Here is a 16322-nt window from a genome sequence, read left to right on the forward strand (position 1 = left end):
CGTGCTGTTCAGAAAAGGTCAGCTGTTCAGCAGAGGTCGGCGAGCCGGTCGACCTGGCCGGGATCGCTGCCCCAGCAGTAGAGCATCACCTCGTCCGCGCCGAGATCGCGGTACGCGCGGATCGCGGCGCGGATGTCGCCGGGCGTGGTGAGCATTCCGCTCACCATGTGCTCCGCCATTTCGGTGAACGCGTAGTACGCGTGCATTGCCGTTTTCGCTTCGTCCGCGACGGAATCCGGGCCGACCGCGACGTTCACCTGCGCGACGAGCCGCGGTTCGCCCTTGCGGCCGTGGTCCCGCCAGTCGCGGCGCACGGCGTCGAACAGCCCGCCGACCCACGACGGGGGAGCGGCGGCGAGCAGCCCGTCGCCCCAGCGGGCGACGCGGGCCAGCGCCTGGGGTTTGAACGCGCCGATCAGCAGCTCCGGGCCGCCTTCGCGGGCCGGTGCCGGGCCGATCGGACCGGCTTCGGCGCTGTACGGCGCGCCGGACCACAGCCGGTACAGGTCGGCGAGCTGCCGGTCGAGACGGCGGCCGCGTTCGCGCAGCGGGGTGCCGGCGGCGTGGTGGTCGTCCTCGCGGCCGCCGACGCCGACGCCGAGCACGAACCGGCCGCCGCTCATCCGGTCGAGCGTGGCGGTCTGCTTGGCGAGCAGCGCGGTCTCGCGCAGCGGGGCGAGCAGGACCTCGGTCTGCAGCCGGATACGGGTAGTCGCGCCGGCCAGCACGGCGAGCGCGGTGAGCGGCTCGGGATTGTCGTAGACGAGGCGGTCGAGCAGCCCGAGCGTGCTGAACGGGCCGGCGTCCGCGCGGCGCGCCCAGTCGAGCAGGACGGCGGGGTCGCTGACGGGCAGGCCAATGCCGAGAGACATCGGAGAACCTCCGGTAAAACGGGTCGACAACTACAGGGTTGCCGCCCGCTCCTGGACCTGGATGTCTTCAGGCTGGCCGGTCCGCTCTGCGGCGTACTTCCGGGGACCGTTCCATCGGAGTGCCCGCAGCTTATCCGGCGGCGCTCGGGCTGGGCAACGCGGTTTCCAGCACGGCAAGCAGCTCGGTGAGCGCGGGGCCGAGCGGCAGGTCCGCGCGGACGGTCGCGTGCTCGTCGCCTCGGGTCTGGCCGCGGTTGACGATCACCACGGGTTTGCCGGCTTTCGCGGCCCGCCGGACAAATCGCAGGCCGGACATGACCGTGAGCGAAGATCCGAGCACCAGCACCGCGGATGCTTCGTCGACCATCCGGTAGCACCGCTCCACGCGGGCGCGCGGCACGTTCTCGCCGAAGAACACCACGTCCGGTTTCAGCACGCCGGAGCAACTGGTGCAGGGCACGGTGCGAAAGGTGCGGACGACCTCCTGGGCCAGTTCGACGTCGCCGTCCGGATTGATCCGCGTTGCCACGGCGCCGAAATCCGGATTCGCCGCGCGCAGCCGGGCGTCGAGGTCTTCGCGCGCGGTGGTGCGGCGGCAGTCGAGGCAGACGACGCGGTCGAGGTTGCCGTGCAGTTCGACCACGCCGGGAGTGCCGGCCGCGCGGTGCAGGCCGTCGACGTTCTGGGTGATGACGCCGGAGACCCAGCCGCCCGCGCGCAGTGCGGAAACGGCTCGGTGCCCGTCGTTCGGCGCGGCCCGCGCGATGGTGCGCCAGCCGAGGTGGCTGCGCGCCCAGTAACGCTGGCGGCCCGCCTCGCTGGCGACGAATTCGCCGTACGTCATGGGCGTGTGGTTGCGGAGACTGCCGGTTTCGCCGCGGTAGTCAGGTATGCCGGATTCGGTGGAGAGGCCCGCGCCGCTGAGCACGAGCACCCGCCGCCCGGCGACGATCTCGGCCACGTCCGCGACCGTGCCCGTGCGCGGCAGCGGTTCGCCAGGTCCGGCCCAGGTCAGCGTCGGTCGCGTGCGCACGCCGCCAGTCTAGCGACCGCCCTCCCGGAAGCCGGGCGATTGGTTTTCCGCGCGGCTGGGTACCAAAGGCCACATGTGGTTCGCGCTGGCTACCCCCGTGGTCGTGATGGTCGCCGCCGTGCTCATGGAATCCGTGGAGCGACATTGCCTGCGGACTCCGGGCGGGGCGGTCCGCCGGCCGGTCGAACGGGCGGCGCTTCGGGAAGCGTCGATGCCGGTCGTAGCCGTCGGGGCGGCTCGGCTCAGGCAGCGGACCGCCTGACCGCCCACGGGCCGGAGGGGCCGGTGTTCTTGGGAGGAACACCGACCCTCCAGCCTGCGGGCGAGGCCCGCGCTCTCCCCGTCGGGGTGGGAGAGCGCGGGCCCCTTTTTCTTCAGGCCCGGAACCGGTTCCGGCGAAAACCTAGCGCGCGGCGTCCTGGGTGAGCTGCCGGTACCAGTCGTCGTACGGGTGGTTGGTCGCCGGGTAGTTGACCAGCGGATCGGTGGCCAGGCCCGCGTTGTCGAAGTCCCAGCCGCGGACGACGTGCCCGCTCTTGCGCGCAGCGACCAAAAACGCTGAATCCTTCGCCGGAGCCCCGTAGAACAGCCCGTCCTGGAGTTCGGCCGGGTCGCCCTGCTGGTATTCGTCGAACGCCACCTGCTGGTACTGCACGCGGCCGCCGGTGACGAGATCCGTGGAGTACCGCAGGGTTTGCGCCGGGGTGGAACCGTCGGCGCCGGTGGCGACAGAGATTCGCCCAGCGTTCGCCTTGTCGTAACGCGGATCGGACGTTTTCGCGTTGCCGGTCCAGGTCACGGTCTCGCCGGAGAGGGTGCCGCGCCACTGCCAGTTCTGGTCGCTCGACTGGCTGCGGTGGATTTCGCGGAGCCCGGAGCTGGTGAACGCGACGGTCGGCAGCACGCCGTTGTCGTACTGATGGCTTGCCGACCAGCGGATTTCACCGTCCGCGCCCAGCTGGCCGGTGTGGTACCAGAGGGTGGTGGCGCTCGGCGACTGGTGCACCTCGACGATCCGGCCGGAGCCGTCCAGCGCGACCGCCGGGGTCTGGCCGCTGTCGTAACGGCCGTGGCGCTGCCAGGCGACGCGTCCGTCGGCGCCGAGCTGTCCGGTCCAGTACCAGAGCGCGCCGCCGCCGGAATCGTGCACCTCGACGACCTGGCCGCGGCTGTTGATCGCGACCGCGGGGTGGTACCCGACGTCCCGGCGGTACGCGGCGCGCGTGCCGCCGTCGCCCGACAGCAGCGGAAGGACCCTGCCGCACAAGGAATCCGTGGTCGCTCCGGTGCGGTAGGCGGCGGGGGAGAGCAGCCGCGGACCGAACGCGGCACTCAGTTCGGCGTTGACCGCGGCCAGGTTTCCGGCGGCGAACGAGTCGTTGTCGGTGAGGTCGTCCTTCAGGTCCAGCATGACGACGATCGGCGCCGCGTCCGGGTGCGCCGCCGACCAGCTGTTCACCACGCCGAGCCAGTCGCGAAGGCTGTCGGACGCGGGGTTGCCCGCGTGGTCGACCAGGTCGCCGGGCGAGCTGTGGCCGATCCCGTAGTCGTGCCGGGTGGCGTAACCGTTGTCGTGAATGTCGAATTCGATGAACCGGATACCGTGGTCGAGCTGGTAGGAGATGGATCCCTTCGCTCCATCGACGTTGCCGGAGTAGCTGTTGTGCGTCGCGGCGAAGACGGTGTCGGAGAAGGGCTGCGCGGCGTTCGCGGGCGCGGCGCCGAGTGCGGTGACGGCGGCAGTGGTGAGCGCGATGGTGCGTAATCGGTGCATTCAAACCCCCAGGTCGGCTGGACAACCGGCGAAATACTGGCGATCTTGGCAGAGATTCATGGCATGTTCTGGGGATGCAGGAAAACGACGAGGAAACCTTCGCCGGGCACGTCGCCGAGCTGTTGTCCGATTTGCCCGGAGTCGAAGCGGTGGCGCTGGGCGGTTCGCGGGCGCGCGGCACCCATCGGCCGGACAGCGACTGGGACTACGCGGTGTACTACCGCGGCGCGTTCGACCCGGACGACCTGCGCGCGCTCGGCCTGCCGGGCGAGGTGTCCGGCCTGGGCGAATGGGGCGGCGGGGTCTTCAACGGCGGCGCGTGGCTGACCGTGCAGGGACGGCCGGTGGACGTGCACTACCGCGACCTGGACGTGGTCGAGCACGAGCTGGCCGAGGCGGAGAAGGGCCGGTTCCGTTGGGAGCCGCTGGCGTTCCATCTGGCCGGGATCCCGAGCTACCTCGTGGTGGCGGAGCTGGCGCTGAACCGGGTCGTGCGCGGGGAGTTGCCGCGGCCGGAGTATCCGGAGCTGTTGCGGGAAAACGCCCCCAAGTTCTGGCGCGCTTCGGCGGAGCGGATGTTGGAGTACGCCAAGGCGGCGTACGTGCGGCACGGCCGGGTCGCGGAGACCGCGGCGTCGGTCGGCGTGGCGGCGATGCAGACCGGGCACGCGGTGCTGGCCGCGAAGGGGGAGTGGGTGACGAACGAGAAAACCTTGCTGGAACGGGCGGGTTTGCGCGCACTGGACGACGTGGTGGCGGGGATGGGGCACGACCTGCCGGGGGCGTTCGCGACCGCGTGCGCGTTGCTCGGTCAGGCGGGCGGAGCCGGGTAGCCCGGAAAACCCTGATGGCGCAACGGTTTCCGCTCGTCAAACCTCGCCGGACGGCACGGATCCGTTTCATTTCGCCGGTTTCGGGTATATGACCGCAGCACGGCTGTGGCCGCCGCGCCGTGGCGAGCCGCACGTGCTGAACGGAGGAACGCCCTATGCCAGAGTCCGAGCCGGTCGCGAAGGATCCGGACAAGGGATACGTAGCGCTGCTCGGCTGGTCGCTCAACGCGGTCGAGGCGCTCGACCGGTTCGACCGCCGCTACGTCGTGGTCGCCCCGGACTGGGCGGAGAAGTACTGCGTGGACCACGACATCCCGTACGTGTCGTGGAATTTCGAGCGGCTCAACGACCGGTCGATGGAGATCGCCGAGATCCTGCACGAGGAAGGCGTCGACGTCGCCATCCCGCTGTTCGAGGAGACCGTCGAGTGGGCGGGCGCGATCAACTCGGTGCTGATGGACAACCCGCGCCTGTTCGGCCAGGCGATGCTGCTGCGGGACAAGGCGCTGATGAAGCGGCGCGCGCAGCTCGGCGGCATCCGGGTGGGGATCTTCGAGGAGGCGCACGCCCGCGACGACGTCGTCCGGTTCCTCAAGCGGGTCAACCAGACGCTGCTCAAGCTCGACGGCGACCCGAACGACCCCATCCACCTGAAGGCGTTCGACAAGGCGGGCTGCCTCGGCCACCGCGTCATCCGCACCCCGGACGAGATCGATTCGATCCCGGACGAGGAGTTCCCGGTCCTGATGGAATCGCACCTCGACGGCTGGGAGTTCGCGGTCGAGGCGTGGATCCACAACGGCAAGGTCAAGTTCCTGAACATCTCGGAGTACGTCACGCTCGGCTACTCGGTGTTCGTGCCGGCGACCCCTGAGCTGGAGCGGTACCGGCCGCAGATCACCGCCCAGATCGAGAAGCTCGTCAAGACCTTCGACATCGAGTTCGGCTTCGTGCACCCGGAGTACTTCGTCACCAGCGACGGCGAGATGTACTTCGGCGAGGTCGCCTACCGGCCGCCCGGGTTCAAGGTCTTCGAGCTGCTCGAACGGGCCTACGGCTTCAACGCCTACCAGGCGCTCGTCCTGTCCTTCGACCCGAAAACGACGGAGGAGGAGATCGACGCCTTCTTCCCGCGGGAGGTCGTCGACGCGACCGGCGTCGCGGGCTGTTTCGGTGTGTACCCTCGCCGTCGGGTGGTCAGCGAGCTGCGGATCCCCCAGCAGACCGAGGACGACGACTACTACGAGTCGCACGACCTGACCGCGCCGCTGGAGGAGACGGTCACGAAGAGGACCGCGTTCGGCACGCACTGGGGTCTGCTGTACTTCTTCGGGGACGACGCCTACCGGATGCGCGACCTGCTGAAGGAACAGGAAGAACTGGACTTCTACGTCTGAGCACGGACGAGTCCGCCACCCCGACCGAAGGACGCACTTGGAGCCGAACGCCGACGTCACCGGCACGACTGCGACGCTGGCCAAACGCGTGGCGTCGCTCGACGACGCGGTCGCGGCCATGGCCGCGACCCGCGACTTCGGCAAGCACACGAAGCTGCGCCGGGTGCTGGAGGCGCTGCGGCGGGTGCTGCTCCAGCCGGACGGCGCGGCCGCGGTCCGGGCGAGGGCGCGGGCGCTGGAGGAGGCCGGGGTTTTCCAGGGCACCGACTGGGACACCCCGGAGATCCTGATCCCCGCGCTGGTCGGCCCCGGGCTGCACAGCGGGAACTCCGACACCGTGGTGATCGAGGCGACCAGCGAACTGCGGATGCTCGCGGTCGCGTGCGGCGACTACGAGCATCCGACGCTGCCGGCCGAGGACGCCCGCGTGTTCCTGTCGCAGGTGCTCGGGGCGAACCTGGAGCTGCTGTTCACGCCGCCCAGCGAGGCGGAGCGGACCCGGCAGGGCCGGACCGCGCAGCTGATCCGCGACCTGCTGCGGTACCTCGCCGACCAGATCGGCTACGACAGCATCCTGGACAAGGTCGTCGAGGAGATCTGGCGGATCCTGCGCCAGCGCCCGATCCAGGTCGACCAGGTCAAATCGCTGATCACGCGGATCTCGATCTACCGCGGCGACCCGGACGTCGACCTGGGCGGTTCGTCGGTGCAGGGCCTCGACCGGCTCATCACCAGCCTGTTCGGGACCACCGAGGCGTGCCGGGAGGACCCGGGCGTCGACGTCTTCCGGGCGCGGCTCGAGGCGATGGACGCGGCGAGCCTGCAGTACGAGGCGACCGGGTTCGCCCGGGCCATGCACGACACCGGCCTGGTGTCGCCGTACCACGCCGAACTGCTGCGGTACCTGGCGCACGAGAGCGACTACCTCCTCGGCGAGGCGCTCGGCCTGTCCGACGTGGGCCGGAACTGCCTCATGCGCTACCACGACCTGGTCCACCGGCTGATCGAGGAAGCCGTGCACCCGCAGACCGCGCAGTGCGTCTACGGGCTGGCGCTGCTGCTCGACCGCGGCATCCTCTACGAACCGCCGGTCGTGCCCGCGCTGTGGCGACAGCTGGCGCTGGAGCTGTCCACCGCCGCCCGGGAACGGCTCGCGCTCGTGTTCGGCGACCAGCCGAGGCCCGAGGCGCGGCTGCTCGCGGGCGTGCTGTCGATGCTGGGCCAGCCGCTCGGAGTCGGACAGGGCGACAACCCGACCTGCCAGTCGGCGCGGGCGCTGTCGATGTGGGCCTACAACGACCCGGACTACCTGCTGCAGGTCGTGGTGTGGGCGGCGCGCGACGACGAGGTCGTCATGCACTTCGAAGGACAGCCGGTGTCGTCGAAGGAAAGCGGGGCCGGGCTCTCCGAGTCGCTGCCCGCCGACCTGGACCCGGTGTCGTCGCTCGTGGTGCCCCATCTCGACCGGATCTACGCCGAGATGGGCCGCCGCTGCGCCGACCGGCCGGGCGATCCGCACCGCTGGGTCAACCCCGAATTCCACGGCTGGTGGGCCTCGCGGGGCTTCCGGATCAACGTCGACGTCGCCACCGGAAAACTGATCGACCTTGACGACTTCCTGCGGCAGTTCCACGCGAGCTACCACCCGTCCTATAACGGCGAGCAACCGCTGATCCACCCGCAGCCAGCCGGGGTCGCGGTCACCGACAGCGCCGCCCGCTACGTCGGCTGGCACGCGATCACGATCCTGCGCACCGCTCCCGATCCCGACGACGTCATGCGGGTGTACTTCTACAACCCGAACAACGACAGCGGCCAGGACTGGGGCGACGGCGTGGTGGTTTCGACCGCGGGCAACGGCGAGCGGTTCGGCGAGGCCTCGCTGCCGTTCGACCAGTTCGCGTCCCGGCTCTACATCTTCCACGTCGATCCTCGGGAACACGGCGAGCCGGAGAAGGTGCCCGCGGAGGACGTCGCGCGGATCATCGGGTATCTCGAGCGCAGCTGGGGCGCGGATCGGCTGCCTGCCGGGACTTTGCAGGCGGAGCCGCCGCATCATTGACCCTCTGCTGTCCACAATGGACTGCTTTGGTCGCGGATCCGGTTTTTGTCGGTGGTGCCTGTCATCATGGCCGCAGTCGATCTTGGAGGCGTGATGACGGACTTACTGACCGAGTTGGCATGGCTGGATGATTACGGGCCGCTGCAGGACATCTTCTGTGTTTCGTTCGTGCGCGGGCTCGATCCGCCCGAGGTGGTGCGGCGGTTCGGTGGCGTCGGCGGCGAGCAGATGACGTTCGGGGAGTTGAACAATCTGGTCGCTGAGTACGTCGCGCAGACCCAAGGCGGGAACGGCGGAGGGTACGTCGGCGTGGTGCCGTCCGGCGGGTGGAGTACCGCCGTCGAACCGTGGGGGTGGCAGGGGAATTTGCCGGAAGTCGTTGCGCGGCTGTCGAAAGAGAGCGAGGTCGTGGCTGTGAACCGGCACGACTATGCGGAGGCGCACTTCGTGCACGCGGTGGACGGCACGGTTGTTGCTGGTTTCACTCCGTGCCTGCCGAGTCAGACGTACGGCAGCGAATCGGAGCGGCTGATCCAGGTGATGCGCGAGGCAGGGTTGGATCCTGGCCCGGATGAAACGCCGTCGAATCCGATCGCGGCGGCTTTCGCGGTGGCGGCGGAGGTGACCGGGGTCGTGTTTACGCCGGAGATGTTGGAGCGGTTGTTGCTGGTGGGGGATATCCGGACCTAAGTGTGTCGCATCTGCTTGCCGTGGTAGGGCTTTTGGTGACCGGCGACCTGCGGTTGGTCAACGTGTTTGCTGGCCGGGATGTCGTGGTCAGGAGACGAGCACCTGGCGGTTGAGTGTGGCAGCAGCTGGTGGACTGCTTCTGGCGCGCGCCGGTCGAGGCCCGGCGGAGGGCCGGTTAGTCGTGCCCGGTCACCGCATGAATCGGTTCTGCCCGGTGCTGATCGCGCCGCTGCTCGGCGAACTGAGACGGGTTCCGGGTGGGTGGCGGCGCGGTTCTGTGGTGTGTTTGCGTGCTTGAGTAGGGAGGTGGGGCGTTACGTCCGGCATTGATCCGGCTTCCCGTGGGGTGAACGGCGGTGCGTCCGGTCCGTGAGGTCGGTGCGCGGTGTGGTTCTGCCCTTCCTTGTGGCGCAACCTTCGCGAGGTTCGTGCGCGACTCTGCGAGTTCGGTTCTGTCCAGCTGCAATTCGGCTCCGGTATCCACGTCACGGCCTCTGCCGGGTCGAGCGGGGCGGTTCTGCTGTCCGGTTAACCGTCGTGAGGCTTGCGCGCGGTTCTGATGCGAGGTTGGAGTGCGGCTCTGCGAGCGAGTTCGGTTCTGTCCGGGAGCAGTTCGGCTCCGGTATTCACGCTGCGGCGTCTGCTGGGCTGAGCGGGGTGGTTCTCCCTCCGGTTAACCGTCGTGAGGTTCGCGCGGTTCTGACGCGAGGTTGGTGCGGGACTCTGCGAGCGAGTTCGGTTCTGTCCGGGAGCAGTTCGGCCCGGAATCCACGCCGCGTCGTCTGCCGTGCCCAGCTAACCGACGTGAGGATTGCGCGCGGTTCAGAGCGTGAACTCGGCTCCATCCGGCGGCACTTCCGCAGCAGCACCCACCACGGCAGCGAGCTCCGCGCCCTGCGGGTCCACGACGGGGTTCGTGTTGTTCAGATGCGTGTAAGCCCACCGGCCGACCCCCGGGCGGTTCGTGAGCATCGGCAGCGTCGTGGTGATCGGCACGTGGCCCATCGCCTGCTGGGCGGCTGGGTTGGCGCTGTCGGTGGCCGTCGTGAATTCGCTGCCGCTGTAGAAGGTGCCGTCCAGGAGGACGAGGCTCGCGCCGTCGGTGAACTCGTCGAAGCCGGGCGGCCAGGTGCGCAGGCAGGGCGCGTAGACGAGCGTGCCGCCGGTTGCCGGGTCGTGGATGCGGTAGGCGACGACCCACGGGCCGGGACGGGCGGAGGCGCGGGCGTATTTCGGTTGTTTGTCGCTGATCGGGAAGGAAGTGATCACGAGGCCGTCGAGGGTCGTTTCGGTGGAGGCGTGCCAGGTCCAGTCGTGGTACTCGCCGATGATGGGACGGGCCGGGAAGTGGTCGGTCAGCGCGTGCAGCGCGGCGGCGGGGGCGTGGACGGTCAGGGCCGTCGCCTCGCGGAGCATGAGCAGGCCGAGGGTGTGGTCCAGTTCGGCGTCGGTGAGCAGGACCGTGCGCAGAGGCGTCTCGCGCGGGCCCGGTCCGGCGCGCAACGCTGGCGTGGCCAGGATTTGCGCGCGGATGTCCGGTGAGGCGTTGAGGAGGTGCCAGGTACGGCCGTCTGCGCTGAAGGCGACGCTGTCCTGCGTACGCGGAGGCGAGCCGGAGGTGCATTGCGAGCAGGCGCAATTCCACTGGGGAAAGCCGCCGCCGGCCGCGGTTCCTAGCAGGATGATTTTCATCGGGCTGGGCCACGCATAATCAGGTCCGGAGTGGACGGTGCGGCGAGGATGAGGTCGACCGTGCCGCGGTGTGGCGAGCGGGAGCACACGGGGTCGGCGTTCGCCGCGTCGCCGGTGAGCTGGAATGCCTGGCAGCGGCAGCCGCCGAAGTCGGTGGTGCGGCGGTCGCAGGTGCGGCACGGGTCGCGCATCCAGTCCTCGCCGCGGTAGGCGTTGAAGGACTCTGAGCGGTACCAGATGTCGGCCAAGGCGGTCTCGCGGACGTTGTCGAGCGTGAGCGTGGTGATCGCGCTGGCGGCGGGGCAGGGCAGGACGGTGCCGTCGGGCGCGATCGTGAGTTGCCGCGCGCCCCAGCCGTGCATGCACGGTTTGGGGAACGGCTCGTAATAGTCGGCGACGACGTAGATGATCTCCATCGTGCCGCGGAGGCGTTCGACGGCTGCGCGGACGATGGGTTCCGCGGCGGCGAGTTGCGCGCGGGTCGGCATCAGCGCGTCGCGGTTGCGCAGAGCCCAGCCGTAGTACTGGGTGTTGGCCAGTTCGAGCCGGTCCGCGCCCATCGACTCGGCGAGCGCGATGATGTCGGCCAGCTGGTCGTGGTTCTGCCGGTGCAGCACCACGTTGACGGTCAGCGGCAGGCCCGAGGCTTTCACGAGCTCGGCGGCGGCCAGTTTCCGATCGAAGGCTTTCGCGCCGGCGAGCAGGTTCGCCCGGTCCGCGGTGGCAGCTTGGGCCGAGAGCTGGACGTGCGCGAGACCTCGGTCGACGAGATCGGTCAGCCGGGACTCGGTCAGGCCCAGGCCGGAGGTGACGAGGTTGACGTAGCAGCCGAGGTCGCTCGCGTGCGTGACGAGATGCGGAAGGTCGGTGCGCGCCAACGGTTCCCCGCCGGAGAGGTGGACCTGGAGCACGCCCAGTTCCCGGGCCTGGGTCAGCGCGCCGGTCCATTCAGCGGTGGACATTTCCGCGGACCGGCTGACGAGTTCCACCGGATTCGAGCAGTACGAGCAGTGCAGGGGGCAGCGGTGCGTCAGTTCGGCGAGCAGCCCGAGCGGTGCGGTCACGTCCATTCGATCACCCGCCGTTGTCCGAACCGGGCCAATACGGTGAGGACGTCACTCTCCTGGACGCCTTGATAGCGGCTGCGCAAGGTGGCGACGATGCCGGACACCGAGGTGGCACCGTCGCAAAGTTCGAGGACCGCGGTGGCGGTGGAATTCGGTACCAGCACGCCTTCCGGGAACAGCAGCACCTGCGTCCCGCGCACGTGATCGAACGTCAGTCGGACGCCGACGCGCAGTTTCGGCACCGACGCGGTCGTGATGGTGTCCATCGGCTCACTCCTCGGCCGCGGCACGTTCGATGGCGTCGAGCATCGACCACAGGACATCGCACTTGAACGACAGCGCGGCCACCGCCTTCTCCTGCTGTTCGCGCGCGACGCAGTGCTGCACGACAATGTCCAAAGTGTCCTTGCCCTCGCCGGAAACCTTGTCGATCCGGTTGGTGAAGTACGCCAGGTCGGCGCGGGAAATCCACGAATAGTTCGCCAGGACGTCGACCACCCGCTGCTGCATCAGGTGCCCGGCGAACATCTCGGTCAAGCCGGAGGCGACGGCTTCCACCCAAGGTTTGGTGCGCGCGAAGGTGACGTAGGCGTCGACGGCGAACCGGACGCCGGGTGCGACGTGTCGCTCGTCGAGGACTTCGGCGCGGTCCAGGCCGACCGCGGCGCACAGTCGCAGCCAGCGTTCGGCTCCGCCTTCGCCCGCGACGGCGCCGTCGTGGTACACGATCCGGTCCAGCCAAATCCGGCGGATTTCCGGGATCGGGCAATTGCTGATGATGGCCGCGTCTTTCTGCGGCAGCACGCATTGGTAGTACCAGCGGTTCGCGGCCCAGAGCCGCAATTCGCGCTCGGTCAGTTCGCCGGCGTGCATCCGCCGGTGGAACGGATGGCCGCCCCAATACCGGTCGGCGAGGCCGCGCAGGGCTCCGGTGAACTCCGCCGGACTCATCGGGTGCACAGTGGACATTCGCGTCCTCCGGGATTCTCGCTCAGCGGTAAGGTTTTCCGGGACGGACGGGACCGCGGCGGACCGGCCCCGTCCGGCGGGTCACTCCTCCCGGCGGGCCGCGTAGGCGGTGACCTCCATCGGGGTTTCGTACTCGACGAAGTCGGGCGCGGTCCACATCTCGACGGGTTCGGGCATGGGAAACTCGCTTTCCTTCGGTGGTGCACCGGTGAGCGGGGCAGTGGTCCCCGCCCCGAACGCCGTCACCCTAAAAGCGCGCGGCGGCCGGTCGCCAGGGGTGCGGGGCGATTTTCCCGCCGACTTTATAAAGGTTCCTTCCTATGGCGCAGCGACGGTCACGCTGGGGCGCCGCCGCCGGTTGTCCGCCCGACAGAAACCTTGCGGCGGCGCGGAAACCTCCTTACGCCGCTTGACATCGGGCCTGCGAGCGGCCGAATAATAGGGTTCAAGTGCAGGTGACAACGATGTCAGAGGCTATGGGAGCGACGTGACCCAGGTGAATCGCAGGCGGTTTCTGTCCGGCGGGATTGCTGTCGCGGGCGGCGGTGCGCTCGGCGCGTTCGGGGTGTCCGGCACCGCCGAGGCAGCTCCGGACGCGCGTCCGCCTCAGGTCGGCGGCGGCGAGATCGGCAGCGGCTGGACGTTTGTCGCGGCCGACGGCACGGCTGCGGACGGGCGTGTGCTGGCCAGTGCGAAGGATGTCGCTGGGCTGAAGCCCGCGGTTGTTCCGGGGACGCCGCTGACGAGCATGATCGCCAACGGCGAGTATCCCGATCCGTTGTACGGCCACATCGTGACCGACACTGTTCCGGACACCCTCAAGGACACCGGCTACTGGTACCGGGTCGCGTTCCGGGTGCCGCGGCTGGTGCCGGGGCAGCGGTTCTGGCTGCAGTTCGACGGGATCAACTACCTCGGCACTGTGTGGCTCAACGGGACCAGGGTCGGCACGGTCGAGGGCGCGTTCAAGCGCGCGGTCTTCGAGGTCACGGACATCGTGGCCGAGGCGGACGGGGTCGCTTGGCTGGCGGTGCTGGTCGGGAAGCTCGACTACACCGATCCGCCCGCATTGCCGAGTTACGCCAGCGGGGTGACGCGCGGCGGGCGCAACGGCGGTCCGACCGGGATCACGCTGAAGAACGGGCCGACGTTCTTCTGCACCGCCGGGTGGGACTGGCTGCCCACCATTCCGGACCGGGATCTGGGGATCTGGCAGCCGGTCACCTGGCGTACCACGGGGCCGGTGCGGGTGGCTGACGTGCAGGTCACCTCGACGCTGTCACAGGATCTGCGGACGGCGGAGGTCTCGGTCTCGCTCGCGTTGGACAGTGCTGCCGGGAAGTCCGTGGTGGTGACGGGGTCCCTTGACGGGCTGGGGTTCCGGCGGACGGTCAGTGTTCCGGCTGGGGCGTCGTCGGTGAAGCTGACGTCGAAGGAGATCGCCTGCCTTCGGGTGGATCGGCCGAAGCTGTGGTGGCCCAACGGGTATGGGGAGCCGTATCGGTACCGGCTGACGGTCGGGGTCGAATCCGGCGGGCAGGTGCACGACGAACGAACGGTGGACTTCGGGATCCGGCGGATCGAGTACACGAGGCCGATGCGGTCGCCGTCCGGGGCGGTGACGCAGTGTCTGGCGATCACGGTCAATAATCAGCCGATCCTGGTGATGGGCGGGAACTGGGGGCTGGACGAGGCGCTCAAGCGGATCCCTCGGGAACGGTTGCGGGCGCAGGTCCGGTTGCATCGGGACGCTAATCTCAACTTGATTCGGAACTGGAACGGGCAGAGCAGTACCGAGGACTTCTTTGCTGCCTGCGACGAGTACGGCATCCTGGTCTGGCAGGACTTCTTCTGTTCCACTGAGGGGCCGCCTGCGGAGAATATTGAGCGGGATCTTGCCAATATCCGGGATTGCATTGTGCGGTTTCGCAATCATCCGTCGATCCTGTTGTGGTGTGGTGGCAACGAGGGGCCGCCGCCGCAGCCGTTGATCGACGGGTTGGACGCGCTGGTTGCCGAGCTGGATCCGCAGCGGGTGGTGTTGACTAGTTCTGCGGGGGATACCGGGGCGAATCCGGTTGACGGGTACCGGTCTGGCGGGCCGTATCACTGGGTGCCGCCTGCCAAGCATTTCGCGTTGAATGACGGTACGCAGTGGCCGCCGTTTCATAATGAGGTCGGGTCTTATTCTATTCCTACGTTGGAGTTCATGCGGAAGATGCTTCCGGAGGCTTCGTGGGAGCATCCGGACGATTTCTGGGCTGATCGGGATGTCAACGGGAACGGGGGGAATGGGGGTGGTGCGGGGTATCTTCGGCTGACTGGCGAGCGGTATGGGGAATTGCGGAATCTCGCTGATTTCGCGCGTAAGTCGCAGTTGATGAATTACGAGTGTATTCGGGCTATTTACGAGGCTCCGGTTGCTCACATGGGGAGCGTGGGGCCTTATCCGCGTACTGGGGTCATCATGTGGATGACTAATCCTGCGCAGCCTAGTTTTGTCTGGCAGATGTACAGTCATGATTTGGAGGCGCATTCGTCGTTCTATGCGGTTCAGCATGCTTGTCGGCGGGTTAATGTGGTGCTGGATGCGCGGAACTTCGATGTGATTGTGGCTAATCATTCCCGGGCGGTGGTTCGGGGGAGTGTTGAGGCTTCGTTCTACGGCGTGGACGGGGTGGAGTTCGCTCGTGCCTCGATGCCGGTGGGCGGGGTGGTCGGGGCTGATCGTGCTGTGGTTGGGCGGGTGGCTTCGGAGGTTGGTGCTGCGCCGTCTGAGGTTGCTTTTGTTCGGTTGGTGCTTCGGGATTTGCGCGGGTCGGAGGTGGTTCGGAGTTTCTATTGGGTGGAGAAGCCTGGGCGGGAGGCTGGGTTTGCTGGGTTGGAGGGGATGCCGGGGGCGGCTGTTTCGGTGATCGCCGGGGTTTCGCGCGGGGCCGACGGGGCTGAGGTGGCGGTGGATGTGCGGAATGTCGGCGAGTCGGTGGCGTTGATGGTGCATTTGCAGGTTTATGACGTGCGGACTGGGGAGCGGGTTCTTCCTGCGACGTTCAGTGACAATTATTTGAATTTGGTCGGTGGGGACGGCGCGAGTGTTCGGGTTCGGTTGGATGAGGGGCAGGTTCGGCGGCATCCGCGGGTTGGGGTTCGGGTGGATGGGTGGAAGCTTGATCAGGGGGCGTCTCGGTTGCGGGGGCGAGGGGTGGAGGTGACGTTCAATCGGGATGCTTTGGAGGTGAGTCCGGAGGTTCGGACGTTTCGGGGGTGAGGCTCGGCTCGTCGCCTGGCGGCGACATTGCGCTCGCTATGGGGCCCGCCACCCCGAAGGTTTATTGTGCTGACGGTTCGGGGGTGCTTGTCAAGGCGGGAAAGATGCCTTGACAAGCACCCCCGAACCGCAGTTGGGCTTCGGATCGGGGTTGGGGGCGGTGTGGGTGCCTCGATCGTTGGGTGCATCGGCTGCGGGGGGACGGGCTGGGGTGTGTCGCTCGTTGGGTGCGGGGGCTGCGGGGGACGGGCTGCCGTGCCTCGCTTGTTGGGTGCATCGGCTGCGGGGGCGGGCTGGGGTGCCTCGATGGGTGGGTGCAGCGGCTGCGGCTGAGGTTGAGGGCGCGCGGGTTGGGTGCGTGGTCGCTACGGATGTGCGGGTGGCGGGGTGGGGTGGCCGCTAGCGCCCCAATGCCACATTGGGTGCACCTGACGCACCCAATGTGGCGTTCGGTGCATGTGATGCACCCAATGTGGCGTTCGGTGCGTGGGACGCACCCAATGTGGCATTGGGGCGGCATCCCGAGCGGGCGCGAGGCTGGCGGGGGCGGGGCCGTGAAGGGCTCCTTGAGGGAATCCAGGTCCGTGAAGGGGTCCCTCACGAAACCGGCGGCGGGGTCGTGAGGGGAAACCTGGGGGAATCAGAGTTCCGCAGGGTGGCCCTCA

General features: G+C 68.4%; 14 protein-coding genes. 6 read left to right on the plus strand and 8 right to left on the minus strand.

The window, feature by feature from the left end:
• Window positions 1–26: 26 nt before the first annotated feature.
• Window positions 27–872, minus strand: a complete 846-nt coding sequence (locus DMP23_RS14410) for an LLM class flavin-dependent oxidoreductase (RefSeq protein WP_134661765.1) — start codon at window positions 870–872, stop codon at window positions 27–29.
• Between the two features lie 130 nt (window positions 873–1002).
• Complete coding sequence (locus DMP23_RS14415; RefSeq protein ID WP_037811392.1) at window positions 1003–1905, minus strand: NAD-dependent protein deacetylase; 903 nt, start codon at window positions 1903–1905, stop codon at window positions 1003–1005.
• Window positions 1906–1978: 73 nt separating this feature from the next.
• Here DMP23_RS14415 and DMP23_RS14420 point away from each other — a divergent pair, with 73 nt between their 5' ends.
• Complete coding sequence (locus tag DMP23_RS14420) at window positions 1979–2167, plus strand: hypothetical protein (RefSeq protein WP_037811394.1); 189 nt, start codon at window positions 1979–1981, stop codon at window positions 2165–2167.
• 141 nt (window positions 2168–2308) lie between these two features.
• On the opposite strand, the gene DMP23_RS14425 is transcribed toward DMP23_RS14420, so the two are convergent.
• Window positions 2309–3679 carry a hypothetical protein gene (locus DMP23_RS14425; protein WP_337821310.1) on the minus strand — a complete coding sequence of 457 codons (1371 nt, stop codon included), beginning with the start codon at window positions 3677–3679 and terminating at the stop codon, window positions 2309–2311.
• A gap of 74 nt (window positions 3680–3753) precedes the next feature.
• Here DMP23_RS14425 and DMP23_RS14430 point away from each other — a divergent pair, with 74 nt between their 5' ends.
• The 4 genes from DMP23_RS14430 to DMP23_RS14445 all read left to right on the plus strand — a co-directional run bounded on the left by DMP23_RS14430 (window position 3754) and on the right by DMP23_RS14445 (window position 8661).
• On the plus strand, window positions 3754–4512 hold the full coding sequence (locus tag DMP23_RS14430) for a nucleotidyltransferase domain-containing protein (protein WP_337821311.1): 759 nt from the start codon (window positions 3754–3756) through the stop codon (window positions 4510–4512).
• A 155-nt stretch (window positions 4513–4667) separates the two neighbouring features.
• Window positions 4668–5909: an ATP-grasp domain-containing protein gene (locus DMP23_RS14435; RefSeq protein WP_337821312.1), complete on the plus strand. Its 1242-nt coding sequence runs from the start codon at window positions 4668–4670 to the stop codon at window positions 5907–5909.
• A gap of 37 nt (window positions 5910–5946) precedes the next feature.
• The gene (locus DMP23_RS14440) at window positions 5947–7971 is read left to right on the plus strand and encodes a hypothetical protein (RefSeq protein WP_134727346.1); all 2025 of its coding nucleotides are present in this window, start codon (window positions 5947–5949) and stop codon (window positions 7969–7971) included.
• A 66-nt stretch (window positions 7972–8037) separates the two neighbouring features.
• Window positions 8038–8661, plus strand: a complete 624-nt coding sequence (locus DMP23_RS14445; protein ID WP_337821313.1) for a DUF6461 domain-containing protein — start codon at window positions 8038–8040, stop codon at window positions 8659–8661.
• Between the two features lie 822 nt (window positions 8662–9483).
• Here the strand turns inward: DMP23_RS14445 and pqqB are convergent.
• From pqqB to pqqA, 5 genes are all read right to left on the minus strand, one after another.
• Entirely contained in the window at window positions 9484–10353 is an 870-nt protein-coding gene (pqqB, locus tag DMP23_RS14450) for a pyrroloquinoline quinone biosynthesis protein PqqB (RefSeq protein WP_337821314.1), read from the minus strand.
• The gene (gene pqqE, locus DMP23_RS14455) at window positions 10350–11423 is read right to left on the minus strand and encodes a pyrroloquinoline quinone biosynthesis protein PqqE (RefSeq protein WP_337821315.1); all 1074 of its coding nucleotides are present in this window, start codon (window positions 11421–11423) and stop codon (window positions 10350–10352) included. The genes pqqB and pqqE overlap by 4 nt, the downstream gene beginning before the upstream one ends.
• Window positions 11414–11686 (minus strand): pyrroloquinoline quinone biosynthesis peptide chaperone PqqD, encoded by a 273-nt coding sequence (gene pqqD, locus DMP23_RS14460; protein ID WP_037811406.1) that lies wholly within the window; start codon window positions 11684–11686, stop codon window positions 11414–11416. The genes pqqE and pqqD overlap by 10 nt, the downstream gene beginning before the upstream one ends.
• 4 nt (window positions 11687–11690) lie before the next feature.
• Window positions 11691–12389 carry a pyrroloquinoline-quinone synthase PqqC gene (gene pqqC, locus DMP23_RS14465; protein WP_337821316.1) on the minus strand — a complete coding sequence of 233 codons (699 nt, stop codon included), beginning with the start codon at window positions 12387–12389 and terminating at the stop codon, window positions 11691–11693.
• 81 nt (window positions 12390–12470) lie between these two features.
• Window positions 12471–12566: a pyrroloquinoline quinone precursor peptide PqqA gene (gene pqqA / locus DMP23_RS14470; RefSeq protein WP_037358081.1), complete on the minus strand. Its 96-nt coding sequence runs from the start codon at window positions 12564–12566 to the stop codon at window positions 12471–12473.
• A 310-nt stretch (window positions 12567–12876) separates the two neighbouring features.
• Between pqqA and DMP23_RS14475 the strand changes: the two genes are divergently transcribed.
• The gene (locus DMP23_RS14475) at window positions 12877–15657 is read left to right on the plus strand and encodes a glycoside hydrolase family 2 protein (protein ID WP_337821317.1); all 2781 of its coding nucleotides are present in this window, start codon (window positions 12877–12879) and stop codon (window positions 15655–15657) included.
• Window positions 15658–16322 lie beyond the last annotated feature (665 nt).

The sequence above is a fragment of the Amycolatopsis sp. A1MSW2902 genome (assembly GCF_017312175.1).
GTDB classification, from domain to species: Bacteria; Actinomycetota; Actinomycetes; order Mycobacteriales; family Pseudonocardiaceae; genus Amycolatopsis; species Amycolatopsis nivea.

Bases quoted from the DNA above. Each gene is read 5' to 3' on its own strand.
- DMP23_RS14425 (WP_337821310.1), bottom strand. From the start codon at position 3,679: ATGCACCGATTACGCACCATCGCGCTCACCACTGCCGCCGTCACCGCA.
- pqqD (WP_037811406.1), bottom strand. From the start codon at position 11,686: ATGGACACCATCACGACCGCGTCGGTGCCGAAACTGCGCGTCGGCGTC.
- pqqA (WP_037358081.1), bottom strand. From the start codon at position 12,566: ATGCCCGAACCCGTCGAGATGTGGACCGCGCCCGACTTCGTCGAGTAC.
- pqqC (WP_337821316.1), bottom strand. From the start codon at position 12,389: ATGTCCACTGTGCACCCGATGAGTCCGGCGGAGTTCACCGGAGCCCTG.
- DMP23_RS14430 (WP_337821311.1), top strand. From the start codon at position 3,754: ATGCAGGAAAACGACGAGGAAACCTTCGCCGGGCACGTCGCCGAGCTG.
- pqqE (WP_337821315.1), bottom strand. From the start codon at position 11,423: ATGGACGTGACCGCACCGCTCGGGCTGCTCGCCGAACTGACGCACCGC.
- pqqB (WP_337821314.1), bottom strand. From the start codon at position 10,353: ATGAAAATCATCCTGCTAGGAACCGCGGCCGGCGGCGGCTTTCCCCAG.
- DMP23_RS14420 (WP_037811394.1), top strand. From the start codon at position 1,979: ATGTGGTTCGCGCTGGCTACCCCCGTGGTCGTGATGGTCGCCGCCGTG.
- DMP23_RS14445 (WP_337821313.1), top strand. From the start codon at position 8,038: ATGGCCGCAGTCGATCTTGGAGGCGTGATGACGGACTTACTGACCGAG.
- DMP23_RS14410 (WP_134661765.1), bottom strand. From the start codon at position 872: ATGTCTCTCGGCATTGGCCTGCCCGTCAGCGACCCCGCCGTCCTGCTC.
- DMP23_RS14435 (WP_337821312.1), top strand. From the start codon at position 4,668: ATGCCAGAGTCCGAGCCGGTCGCGAAGGATCCGGACAAGGGATACGTA.